Source organism: Alistipes sp. Marseille-P2263 (genome assembly GCF_018101075.1).
Taxonomy (GTDB): Bacteria; Bacteroidota; Bacteroidia; order Bacteroidales; family Rikenellaceae; genus Alistipes; species Alistipes dispar.
In genome coordinates this window covers 96,600-109,071 of sequence record NZ_JAGQEJ010000004.1, presented here as the reverse complement: position 1 = coordinate 109,071, position 12,472 = coordinate 96,600, and the positions used below count along the sequence as shown (strand labels likewise).

The 12,472-nt window shown below is 65.0% G+C and carries 9 protein-coding genes; 1 reads left to right on the top strand and 8 read right to left on the bottom strand.

Translation table 11 applies throughout. From position 1 onward, the window contains the following. Positions 1 to 7 precede the first annotated feature (7 nt). The 7 genes from KB554_RS06315 to cysS all read right to left on the bottom strand — a co-directional run bounded on the left by KB554_RS06315 (position 8) and on the right by cysS (position 7,081). Positions 8 to 1,198 (bottom strand): DUF1343 domain-containing protein, encoded by a 1,191-nt coding sequence (locus tag KB554_RS06315; protein WP_211035242.1) that lies wholly within the window; start codon positions 1,196 to 1,198, stop codon positions 8 to 10. Positions 1,199 to 1,262: 64 nt separating this feature from the next. Then, on the bottom strand, positions 1,263 to 1,856 hold the full coding sequence (locus KB554_RS06310; protein ID WP_211035241.1) for a GNAT family N-acetyltransferase: 594 nt from the start codon (positions 1,854 to 1,856) through the stop codon (positions 1,263 to 1,265). Positions 1,857 to 1,865: 9 nt separating this feature from the next. Next, the gene (gene prfB / locus KB554_RS06305; RefSeq protein WP_211035240.1) at positions 1,866 to 2,981 is read right to left on the bottom strand and encodes a peptide chain release factor 2; all 1,116 of its coding nucleotides are present in this window, start codon (positions 2,979 to 2,981) and stop codon (positions 1,866 to 1,868) included. 3 nt (positions 2,982 to 2,984) lie between these two features. Beyond that, a complete protein-coding gene (locus KB554_RS06300; RefSeq protein ID WP_211035239.1) occupies positions 2,985 to 3,620 on the bottom strand; it encodes a cytidylate kinase-like family protein in 636 nt (211 codons plus the stop codon). 15 nt (positions 3,621 to 3,635) lie between these two features. After that, complete coding sequence (locus KB554_RS06295; protein ID WP_211035238.1) at positions 3,636 to 5,036, bottom strand: MATE family efflux transporter; 1,401 nt, start codon at positions 5,034 to 5,036, stop codon at positions 3,636 to 3,638. Positions 5,037 to 5,057: 21 nt separating this feature from the next. Then, complete coding sequence (locus KB554_RS06290; protein ID WP_211035237.1) at positions 5,058 to 5,552, bottom strand: hypothetical protein; 495 nt, start codon at positions 5,550 to 5,552, stop codon at positions 5,058 to 5,060. 53 nt (positions 5,553 to 5,605) lie between these two features. Beyond that, a complete protein-coding gene (cysS, locus tag KB554_RS06285) occupies positions 5,606 to 7,081 on the bottom strand; it encodes a cysteine--tRNA ligase (protein WP_141427885.1) in 1,476 nt (491 codons plus the stop codon). Between the two features lie 183 nt (positions 7,082 to 7,264). Here cysS and KB554_RS06280 point away from each other — a divergent pair, with 183 nt between their 5' ends. After that, positions 7,265 to 10,486, top strand: coding sequence for a DUF2723 domain-containing protein (locus KB554_RS06280; RefSeq protein WP_211035236.1), 3,222 nt, complete (start codon positions 7,265 to 7,267; stop codon positions 10,484 to 10,486). Between the two features lie 284 nt (positions 10,487 to 10,770). Here KB554_RS06280 and KB554_RS06275 read toward each other — a convergent pair whose 3' ends face one another. Beyond that, complete coding sequence (locus tag KB554_RS06275) at positions 10,771 to 12,456, bottom strand: AMP-binding protein (protein WP_211035235.1); 1,686 nt, start codon at positions 12,454 to 12,456, stop codon at positions 10,771 to 10,773. Between the last annotated feature and the right edge of the window lie 16 nt (positions 12,457 to 12,472).

Here is a 12,472-nt window from a genome sequence, read left to right as displayed (position 1 = left end):
TGCCCGCCTATTCGTACAACAGATACTTCGCCCGCAGTGCGGTAAAACGCGCGACGTCCTCCTGCCAGCGGGCGCGGATCTCCTCGTCGGAGGCTCCGGCGCGGATCATCGGGCGCACCCACCCCACGCCGACGAGCTTCTCGAACATCGGGGTGAAGAACTCCTCGCCCAGCGCCTCCAGATCGCGGTAGGCGTCGATCACATAGCGCAGCGAGAAACCCACCCCGCGCGCCTCGCCCAGCGGCATGCCGCTCAGATCGACGCCCCGGCACACGCGCCCTTCGAGCGGCGGGTGCTTGGCTCCGTCCGTCGGACGGGGCGTGAAGGAGAACTCCCGTCCGCGCATATCCGGATGGCCGTAAACCTCGAACGGCCGGTCCGTGCCGCGCCCGAGGCTCACGACCGTCCCCTCGAAGGGGCACAGCGAGGCATAGAGGTAAACGGCGCGCTGCGTCGGCAGGTTGGGCGACGGCGCCACGGGCAGCCGGTATTCGGTGGCATGGGTATAGCCGCGGCACGGGACGACGGTCAGATCGCACGGCGCGGCCCAGCTCTCTCCCACGGCCATGCGGGCGATCTCGCCGAGCGTCATGCCGTGCAGCACGGGGATCGGCAGCGCCCCGACGCCCGAACGGTACTTCATGTCGAGCACGGGACCGTCCACCCGCCCGCCGTTGGGATTCGGACGGTCCAGCACGATCACCCTGCGCCCGGCGGCGGCACAGGCGTCCATCATCCGCAACATGGTGATATGGTAGGTGTAGAACCGCAGCCCCACGTCCTGCATATCGACCACCAGGACGTCGAACGTGCGCATCGTCTCTCCGGAAGGACGGCCCGACCCGCCGTCGTAGAGCGACCGGATCGGAATGCCCGTCCGCGGGTCCTCCGAATCGCCCACACGCTCCCCGGCGTCGGCAGCGCCGCGGAACCCGTGCTCGGGCGAGAAGATGCCCGTCACGCGGAATCCTCTCCCGTGCAGCAGATCGACCAGATGAACCCTCCCGGAGGCGTCGGCGCCCGGCGCACCGGGCATGTCGGCCACGGAGGTCTGGTTGGCCAGCACCGCCACGCGGCGCCCTTCGAGCAACGGGAAATAGGCCGTGGTGTCGGTCATCCCGACCCGCGGCTGCGCCAGAACGGCCGGTGCGGCCAGCAGCGCACACACGGCCAGACAACAGAATATCCGACGTTTCATAGGCTTTTACGGATTTTTCGCTCTTCGCTAATACAACGGTCTCCGGGGGACAGCCGCCCGGAGATCAGGGATTCTCCACGAAATGAACCGGATGCCGGTCCCAGTATTTCCGGTAGGTCTCATTCTCCCGGCCGTTCAGATCGAGCTGGTACATCCGGAAGGTCACCGGACGGTTCTTCGGCTGCCACAGCTCCTCGTACGAGTAGCGGTAGGTCATGCCGACGGCCCGCATCACGGCTCCGCTCCGCGGATTGTTCACGTCGTGCGTCGCCGTGACATACGGCGCGCCCGTCCGCTTCAGCCGTGCGATCACCGCCCGGCAGGCCTCGGTGCAGATGCCACGGTTCCAGAACGCCCGTCCGAGGGCGTATCCCAGATCGCGGCTGTCGTCGCCGCTCACATGCACACAGCCGACAGGCTCCGGCCTTCCCTTCAGGCAGACCGCATAGTAAAGCCCGCCCTGCCGGACCCAGTCGCCGATATACCGCAGGTAGCGCTCCGCCTCCGCCGCATCCCGCAACGGAAACATCGGCAGGAACTCATTGACCTCCGGATCGCCCAGGAAGGCGAGCAGCGCCTCCGCATCCTCCCCGGAAAAACGCCGCAGCAGCAGCCGATCCGTCTCCATGCGATCCGTATCTCCCGCAACCGGCTCCATATCCCTCTCTTATTGCGCCTGCCCGCCGAACTCCATCAGGTAGGCCTTGATGAAGGCGTCCAGGTCGCCGTCCATGACCGCCTCCACGGCCGAGGTCTGCACGCCCGTGCGGTGGTCCTTCACGCGGCGGTCGTCGAAGACGTAGGAGCGTATCTGCGAGCCCCACTCGATCTTCTTCTTCGACGCCTCGAGCGCCTGCTGCGTGGCCATGCGCTTGTCCAGCTCGCGCTGGTAGAGCTTCGACCGGAGGATGCGCATGGCATTCTCGCGGTTCATCAACTGCGAACGGGTCTCCATGTTCTCGATCAGGAACTCCACCGCCTCGCCCGTGTCGGGGTCCTTGCCGTGGTAACGCAGCCGCACGGCCGTCTCGACCTTATTGACGTTCTGGCCGCCCGCACCCGACGAGCGGAAGGTGTCCCACTCGATGTCGGCCGGATTGATCCGTATCTCGATCGTATCGTCCACCGCGGGCGAGACGAAGACCGACGCGAAGGTCGTCTGCCGCTTGTTGTTGGCGTTGAAGGGCGACAGGCGCACCATGCGGTGCACGCCGTTCTCGCTCTTGAGGTAGCCGTAGGCATACTCGCCCTCGAACTCGAGCGTGCAGGACTTCACCCCCACCTCGTCGCCGGCCTGGTAATCCAGCACCTTGACCTTGTAGCCGTGCGCCTCGCCCCAGCGGGTATACATGCGCAGGAGCATCGACGCCCAGTCGAGCGCCTCCGTGCCTCCGGCTCCGGCGTTGATGTCCAGAATCGCCCCCAGCTTGTCCTCGTCGCGGCGCAGCATGTTGCGCATCTCGAGCTGTTCGATACGTTCCAGCGTCCGGGCATACTGCTCGTCGAGTTCGGCCTCCGTCACCACGCCCTCCTTCACGAAGTCGGGCATCAGCTGCAGGTCCTCGACCTCCTTGCACACGGCGTCGTAGTCCTCGACCCACGCCTTGATCCCCGCCACCTTGCGCAACTGCTCGCGCGCCTTGTCGGGATTCTCCCAAAAATCCGGCTCCTGGGTCTTCTCCTCCTCGTTGCGGAGGTCGATGCGTTTCTGCTCGATGTCCAGACACCGCTCCAGCGCCGCACGGCGCCGCTCCATCTCCTTGATCTGCTCTGCAAGTACCATACGTCAGAATTTCATGTTCAGTTTCCGCGACGCGAACTCCAGGATGAAATCCGCCGTTCCCTCGTCGCCGAAGACCGAGGAGTCGATGCAGAGGTGGTAGGTCGCAGCCGCCCCCCAGGTCTTCGAGCTGTAATAATTGTAGTAACCGGCCCTGCGGGCGTCGCCGCGCTCCATCTGCGCACGCGCCTCGTCGGCCGTGCAGCCCGTGCGCGCGCAGATGCGGCGGATGCGGTCCGCCTCGGAGGCCGAAATGAAGACATCGACCCGCCGCGGGTGCTCGCGCAGAATGTAGTCGGCGCACCGGCCGACGAAGATGCACGACTCGCGTTCGGCCACGTCGCGTATCACGTCGCTCTGGATCTTGAACAGCGCGTCGTTCGACAGCACGCTGGTCACCCCGCCGCAGTCGCCCGCGAAGGGCGAGCGCAGGTAGCCGATCATGGTCGAAAGCACGCTGCGCGACTCCTTCTCGTCGGCCTTCTCGAAGAACTCGGCGCACAGGCCGCTCTGCCTGGCCGCCAGCGTCAGCAGCTCCTTGTCGTAGAGCCGGACGCCCAGCCGCCGGGCGATGATCTCCCCGATGTCCTTGCCGCCGCTGCCCAGCTGGCGGCCTATGTTGATTACGAACAGCTCTTTCATGGTCGTCGTTCTGTTTTATTCGTTGGCGGAGCGGGCGGCCATCGCGGCCCGGAATTTCCGCAGTTGATACGTCAGCATGAAGAAGGCCACCACCGTAGCCAGCAGGTCCGACAGGGGCATGGCGCACCACACGCCCCAGCCGCCGCCCCAATCGGTATGGGCCTCGAAGACGCGGGGCAGGAACAGCAGGCCCGGCAGCAGGAAGACCAACTGGCGCGACAGCGACATGAAGATCGCCTTGCCGGCCATGCCGATACTCTGGAAAAAGTTCGTCGCCACCATCTGGAACCCGATGATCGGGAAGCAGAGGAAGACGATGCGCATGCCGTCCGCGGCCAGCCGCACCAGCTCCTCGTCGGTCGTGAAGAGCGACACGGCCAGATGGGGCATGAACTCCCCGACGACGAAGCCCGAGGAGGTGACGCACACGGCGCATACGATCGTCAGCCGCAGCACCTTGAGCACGCGGTCGTACTGCTGCGCGCCGAAATTGTACCCGGCGATGGGCTGCATGCCCTGGTTGATGCCCATGACGATCATGACGAAGATGAACGCCAGGCGGTTCACGATGCCGTAGGCGCCGATCATCAGATCGCCGCCGTAGGTCTTCAGCCCCTTGTTGATCAGGATGACGATGAAACACGCCGTGAGGTTCATCAGAAAGGGCGACATGCCGATAGCCAGCATGTCGCGGACGAGCCGTCGGCGCAGCCGGTAGATGCCCGGCTGGAAGTGCATCAGCTCGCGGCGGTCCGACAGGATGCGGAACTGCCAGACGAGCGACACGACCTGCGCGATCACCGTGGCGATGGCCGAGCCGCGGATGCCCCAGCCGAAGCCGTAGATGAACAGCGGGTTGAGCGCGGTGTTGATGAGCACCGTGTTGATCGTGGCGTACATCGCCTTGCGGGGATTGCCCGAGGCGCGCAGCACGGCGTTCAGCCCCAGATACATGTGCGTCACGACATTGCCCGCGAGGATCACCGACATGTATTCGCGGGCGTAGCCGATCGTGGCATCGCTCGCGCCGAAGAAGTAGAGTATCGGGTCGAGGAACGCCAGTGCGAGCAGGCCGAAGACGGTTCCGATAATCAGATTGAGCACCAGCACGTTGCCCAGCACCAGGCGGGCCGTGTCGTAGTCGCGCTGTCCCAGACGCATCGACACGAGCGTCGCGGCGCCCACGCCCACGAGCGACCCGAAGGCCGCGGCGAGGTTCATCAGCGGGAAAGTCAGCGCCAGTCCCGAGATGGCCAGAGGTCCCACGCCGTGACCGATGAAGATGCTGTCCACCATGTTGTAGAGCGACGAGGCGGTCATGGCGACCACCGCCGGCACGGCGTATTGCACGAGCAGCTTCCGGATACGCTCGGTCCCGAGCTCCATCGCCGCCGATTTGAGTTCTGTTGTCGGCATAATTCCTCTTTCGTTTTCTCCTTACCGCGGCACGGCCCGGTCGAGCCGGCCGAACCACTCCCCGTAGAGCTCCGGATCGGTCGCCAGCCCCAGCTCCTCGGTGCAGAACGCCTGCGCCGAAGAGGAGTACCACTGCCGCGAGACGTAGATCGTAAGGCACACCTCGCTGGTCTGCTGCGCCGGGGCGACGAGGAAGCTCATGCGGCGGATTTCGCCCGCCACGGGAACCGCGGCCCCCTCATAGGGCAGCACCTGCCGCGCCACGACCAGCCCCGAGCTCCGGTCCGCCGTCTCGACGAAGCACCCCTCGGCGCGCAGGACCCCGAGCAGCAGCGAGAAGGTCTCCTCCGCGCCGACGGTCATGCGGTGGCGCGTCAGCGAGTCGATTTCCTGCGGCGCCGGCATTCCCGAGCCGACGGCCGTGCCCTGACGCGACTGCATGTAGAACGGGGCCGTGCAGCCGCACGCCCCGACCGCCACGACGGCGGCCGCGAGGTATTTGATCCATCCTCCCATTTCCGAACGACTTTCGCATACGGCGGCCGCGGAAATCCCCGGCCGCCCCTTTCCTACTCCAGTTCCCAGTCCGAACCGTCCTTGCGGTCCTTGACGCGGATTCCGGCCGCCGTGAGTCCGTCGCGGATGCGGTCCGACGCGGCCCAGTCCTTCGCGGCCTTCGCCTCCTGCCGCATGGAGAGCAGCATCTCCACCAGCGGCGTCACGTAGTCGCGCCCGGCGGCCGCACCGGCGGCCTTCTCGTCGCGCAGGCCCAGAATGTCGAACGCATAGCGGTGCACGGTGCGCTTCAGCGCGTCGAGGTCGGCCTCCGAGATCGTCTCCCGCCCGTCGGCGATCTGGTTGATCGTCCGCACCCAGTCGAAGAGCGCCGAAATGACCATCGGCGAGTTCAGGTCGTCGTCCATCGCCGCGCGGCACCGCTCCTCCAGCTCCGCGGGATTCACCGTCGAAGCGGCCGCAGGGCGGAGCTTCTCCAGCGCCTCGATGCCCTTCATCAGGCGGTCCAGCCCCTTCTCGGCGGCCTGCAAGGCCTCATTCGAGAAGTCGAGCGTCGAGCGGTAGTGGGCCTGCAGGACGAAGAAGCGAATCGTCATGGGCGAATAGGCCTGCGCGAGCAGCTCGTGCGTCCCCGCGAACAGTTCCCCGAGGGTGATGAAGTTGCCCAGCGACTTGCCCATCTTCTGCCCGTTGATCGTAATCATGTTGTTGTGCACCCAATAACGTGCCGAATCGTGCCCGAGCGCCGCCGTGGACTGCGCGATCTCGCACTCGTGGTGCGGGAACATCAGATCCATGCCGCCGCCGTGAATGTCGAACCGCTCGCCCAGGTAGCGCATCGACATGGCCGAGCACTCCATGTGCCAGCCGGGGAATCCTTCGCTCCACGGCGAGGGCCAGCGCATGATGTGTTCGGGCGAGGCCTTCTTCCACAGCGCGAAGTCGTAGGAGTGGCGCTTGTCCGACTGCCCGTCCAGTTCGCGCGTGTTGGCCACGATATCCTCCAGATTGCGGCCCGAGAGGCGGCCGTAGCGGTATTTCCCGTTGTACTTCTCGACGTCGAAATAGACCGACCCGTTCGAGACGTAGGCGAACCCGTCGTCGAGAATGCGCCGGATCAGCTCGATCTGCTCGATGATATGGCCCGAGGCGTAGGGCTCGATCGAGGGCGTCTCGACGTTGAGCGCATCCATCGCCCTGTGGTAGCGCTCCGTGTAGTAGTGCGCCACCTCCATCGGTTCGAGCTGCTCGAGCCGTGCCTTCTTGGCGATCTTGTCCTCGCCCTCGTCGGCGTCGTGCTCCAGATGGCCCACGTCCGTCACGTTGCGCACGTAGCGCACCTTGTAGCCCGAAGCCTTCAGGTAGCGGAACAGGAGGTCGAACGTCACCGCCGGCCGGGCATGCCCCAGGTGGGGATCGCCGTAAACGGTCGGTCCGCAGACATACATGCCGACGCGCCCGGCCACGAGCGGCTCGAAGGTCTCCTTGCGGCGGGTGAGCGTATTGTAAAGTACGAGTTTGGAATCCATAGCGCTTTTTGAAAAAAATCGTTTCGAACGGGTAAAGTTACGACTTTTTCGCCACATATCGGCCATTTCCCGCCGAAAAAATCCCCTGCGGCGGAGTTTTCCGCACGCACCGCGTAATAAGAATTGGAAGTCCGGCGTTAAATAGCTATATTTGCCGAGATAAACCCGTATCATATACCGTATATGACATTTTTCAAACGCTGGAACAACATCGTCGGATGGGCCGTCTTCGCCATCGCCGCGATGGTTTACCTTCTGACGATGGAACCCGTTTCGAGTCTCTGGGACTGCTCGGAGTTCATCGCCACCTCCTACAAACTCGAAGTGGGCCACCCGCCCGGAGCGCCGCTGTTCATGATGCTGGCGCGTCTGGCCACGCTCTTCGCCTTCGGCAACCCCGACTACGTGGGCATCGCCGTCAATACGATGAACTCCCTGGCCAGCGCCTTCTGCATCCTCTTCCTCTTCTGGACGATCACCCACCTGGCGCGGCGCATGATGACCCGCGGCGGCGACCCCTCGTCCGCACAGACATGGGCCGCGCTGGGCGCCGGAGCCGTCGGTGCGCTGGCCTACACCTTCACCGACACTTTCTGGTTCTCGGCCATCGAGGGCGAGGTCTATGCCCTCTCGTCCATGTTCACGGCCCTCGTGGTCTGGCTCATGCTCAAATGGGAGGAGCAGGCCGACCAGCCCCACGCCTCGCGCTGGATCGTGCTGATCGCCTACCTGATGGGCCTCTCGATCGGCGTGCACATCCTCAACCTGCTGACCATCCCCACGCTGGCGTTCATCTACTACTTCCGCACGACCGACCGCGTGACGTGGCGCGGCGCCGCGTGGACGACGCTCGCGGCCGGGGCCGTGCTCGTGTTCATCAACAACATCATCATCCCCTACACGGTCTGGATCGGCGCGCAGATCGACACGCTGGCGGTCAATACGCTGGGGCTTCCGGTCAATTCGGGCATGGTGGTCTTCGCGCTGGCGCTCATCCTCGGACTGGGCTGGGCCTCGTGGAAGGCCCACCGCCGGGGGCGCGTCGTCCTGAACATCCTGCTGCTCTCGACGACGATGATCCTCGTGGGCTTCTCCTCCTACGCCTCGATGACCATCCGCGCCGCGGCCAACCCGCCGATGAACTCCAACAACCCGAACAATCCGCACGCGCTGCTGGCGGTGCTCAACCGCGACCAGTACGGCAGCCGCCCGCTGCTCTACGGCCCCTACTTCTCGGCGCCTCCCGAGGCGCTCGTGGAGAAGGAGGTCACCTACCTCGACGAGGACGGGCGCTACAAGACGGCGCGCATTCCCTCGCACTACACCCACGCCCCGGAATTCATGCACCTCTTCCCCCGCATGTGGGACGCCAACAAGGACGAACGGGAGTACAAACAGTGGGGCGCCTACCGCACCCGCACCGAGATCGCACGCGACGAAAACGGCGAGGCGGTCCGCGACGAGCAGGGGCGCCCCGTGCGGCAGGAGGTGCTCGACTTCGGCCGCAGGCGCACCTATACGGACTCCTACGGCGACACGCGCGCCGTGACCGAACCCACCTTCGGGGAGAACCTCCACTACTTCTTCAACTACCAGCTCTCGTACATGTACTGGCGCTACTTCCTCTGGAACTTCGTGGGGCGCCAGAGCGACATACAGCCCACGCGCACGACGATCACCGACGGCAACTGGCTCTCGGGCATCAAATGGATCGACGAGAAGTACCTCGGACCGCAGGAGAACCTGCCGCGCGAGGTGGCCGGCAACAAGGGCCGCAACACCTACTACTTCCTGCCGTTCCTGCTGGGACTCGTCGGGCTGCTCTACCAGCTCAACCGCGACCCGCGCAACTTCTCGATCGTCATGTGGCTATTCATCATGACGGGTATCGCGCTGGTCTTCTACTTCAACACCTCGCCGGGCGAACCCCGCGAACGCGACTACGTCTATGCCGGCTCGTTCTACGCCTTCTCGATCTGGATCGGCTTCGGCGTGCTGGCCCTGCGCGAACTCTTCGCACGGCTGACCGGGCGCGACACGGCGGCGGCCGTCGCCGCAACGGCCGTCTGCATGGCCGTTCCCGCGATTCTGGCGGCCCAGAACTGGGACGACCACGACCGTTCGGGCCGCTACATGGCGCGCGACATCGGCTGGAACTACCTCCAGTCCACGCTGCCCAACTCCATCATCATCAACTACGGCGACAACGACACCTTCCCGCTCTGGAACAATCAGGAGGTCTATGGCGTGCGTCCCGACGTGCGGATCATGAACACCTCCTATCTGGGCGGCGAATGGTACATCGACGAGATGAAGACCCGCGCCAACGACGCTCCGGGCGTGCCCTTCTCGCTGCCCAAGAGCAAATACACCCATACGAACGACTACATCCCGGTATATGACATCGTTGACCATCCGGTGGACATCCGCGAGGTGATCGACTTCGTGCGCAGCGAGGATCCGCGGAGCAAGACCGCGCTCTCCGACGGCACGCCGACCGATTACATTCCCTGCAAGCGCATCGCGCTGCCGGTGAACAAGGAGAACGCCATCGCCTCGGGCATCGTGGCCGAGAAGGACCGCGACCAGATGGTGGACACGGTTTACATCAACCTCAAAAAGAACGCGCTGGCCAAGAACGAGCTGATGCTGCTCGACATGCTGGCCAATTTCGACTGGAAACGCCCGATCTACCTCACGCAGGTCTATATCCTGCAGAACTTCGGACTGATGGACTACCTCCAGTTCGACGGCTACGCCTACCGTTTCGTGCCGATCCTCACCCCGGTACGGAACGCCTACGAAATCGGCCGCATCGACCCCGACTACGCCGCGCCGCTGCTGCGCGACAAGTTCCGCTACGGCAACCTCTCGGACCCGGACATCTACTGCGACTACTTCATCCAGTACAACCTCTCGGCCTCGCACGCCCGGGAAGCCTTCGCCCGCGTGGCCAAGGAGCTGTTGCGGCAGAACCGCGTGGAGGAGGGCGTCGAGCTGCTCGACCTGGGGCTCGAACGGCTCCCGACCTCGCAGATCCGCTTCACGGACGCCAACACCTACCCGTTCCTCGAGGCCTACTACGCCGCTTCGGCGCTCGGTGCGCCGGATGCCGCCGGGAAGGGCGACGCCCTGCTGCGCGAATACGCCCGGACGCTCATCGAGTACATCGAGTACTACCTGCAATTCGAGGGAGCGCAGGGCGACATGATCTCGGGTGCGCTCGACGAGAAGCTCGACCAGTTGGGCGACGTTTACTACCTGGCCAGCTACGCCGGACGCCGCGACGTGGTGGCCGAGCTGAACGACTACTACCGTTCGCTGGGTGTCTCGGAGGAGAACCTGCTCGACGCAGGCGACAAGCCCCACGGCGACACGGTGCAGATAGCGCCCGCCGGGGAGTGACCGCCGGGGCGAAACGCCCGGCGGACAGGGCCAAGCCGGCCAAGCCGGAAAAAGGTTGCAGCCAAAACTGCAACCTTTTTTCATTACGGCCTTTCCGCACCGCCTGCCGCCGGAAGGACGGTCCGGACGCCGGCGCATGCCGGCGCATGCCGGCGGGCGCCGAACGCCGGATGTTCCGCCGCATGCTCCGGACTCCGGACCGGGCCGAAAACAGGACGGTCCCGGGAATCCGGGACCGTCCTGTCTGTCGTCACCGCCCTCGCGGGCACGGGACACGCGCACGACTACCGCGCTCCGGAACCGGAGGGACCGCCCTGCGGATCTTCCTCCCCGCCGGAGGCCTTGCCGCGCTTATTGTAGAGGAAGCGCTTGATCTTGTGCGTCGGGGTCTTGACGAACTCCTCCTTCTCCTCGACGACCTCCGAGATGCGCGAGAAGCGGCTCACCTTGGCATTCACGAAATCCATGATCTCCTTCTTGAGCTGTTCGGTCTTGGCCTCCCACGCCTCCTTCTGCGTCGCCCACTCCTCGCGCCAGTCGTCGAGCATCGCCTCGATCTCCTCGCGGTTGAAATGCACCAGCGCCACCAGACGCCCCTCGTGCTCGGTGACGATCGAATCGGCGATGCAGACGTGCGAGTTGAGCACGCTCTCGATGTCCTCGGGATAGATGTTCTCTCCGCCCGGGCCGACGATCATGTTCTTCAGGCGGCCTTTGATATAGAGCCACCCGTCCTTGTCGAACTCGCCCAGGTCGCCCGTGCGGAACCAGCCGTCGGGAGTGAACGCTTCGGCCGTGGCTTCGGGATTCTTGTAATAGCCCAGCATGACGCTCGGCGTGAGCGCCACGATCTCGCCCTGGCGCGTCCGGGCATCGACGTTCTCGAGCCGCAGCTCGACGCCCGGCGCCTGCGGTCCGGTCGATCCGAGGCGCACCTGCGCCGGCGCGGCCCCGGCCAGCAGCGGCGCGGTCTCGGTCAGTCCGTAACCGATGGCATAGGGCACGCGGGCCTCCAGAAGGAACTGCTCGGCCCCCCGGTCGAGCTTCGCGCCGCCGATTCCGAGGAAACGCAGCCGGCGCCCGAAGAGCTTCATCAGCTTCTTGCCCGCCACGCGGTGCAGGTAGCGGCGCATGAACCCCACGCGGTAGAGTGTGCGCCAGAAGCCGTTGGAATTGAATTTGGCCAGCACCTGGTGGCGGTAGATCTTTTCGATGATGAGCGGCACGATGAGCATGACCGTGGGCCGTACCGACCGCAGGGCCGGCATCAGCGCCGAGGCCGTGGGCGGACGGTCCAGATAGACCACCCGCGCGCCCATCGAGAAGGGGTAGATCATGCCGATCGAGCATTCGTAGGTATGCGACAGCGGCAGCACCGAGAGAAACGTGTCCTCGCCGCCGATGGGGAAGATCGCGGACGACATGTCCACCTGCGCGCAGAGCGCCCGGTGGGTGAGCATCACCCCCTTGGGCTTCGAGGTCGTGCCCGAGGTGTAGATGATGACGGCCAGATCGTCCGGCGCGGGCACGGCCGTCGTCCCCTCGCCGCGCACGCGCTGCGAGATGACGCCGAGGTTTTTCGTGCGCACCACGACGTTCAGCCGCTCGATGGTCCGTTTCGAAAGGCGGGTGAACAGACGGTCGGAGACCAGCAGCGCCCGGGCCTCCGAGTGCTCAATGATCATGTCCAGCTCCTCGCCCGAGAAATCGGGCAGAATGGGCACGGCGACCATCCCCGCGGATGTCACGGCCAGGTAGCATACGCCCCAGTTGGGCATGTTGCTGCTCAGCAGGGCCACCTTGTCGCCGGGACCGAGCCCCGCTCCGGTAAGCGTCTCCTGCACCCGGGCGATACGGCGGCCCACTTCGGCGTAGGTCAGCTCCTCGCCCTCGTACATGGAAAAGGCGATCCGCGACGCGAACCGCTCCGTGCTCTGACGGACCAGTCCGTACAGTGTATTGATCGTCATGTCAAATTTCGAATTA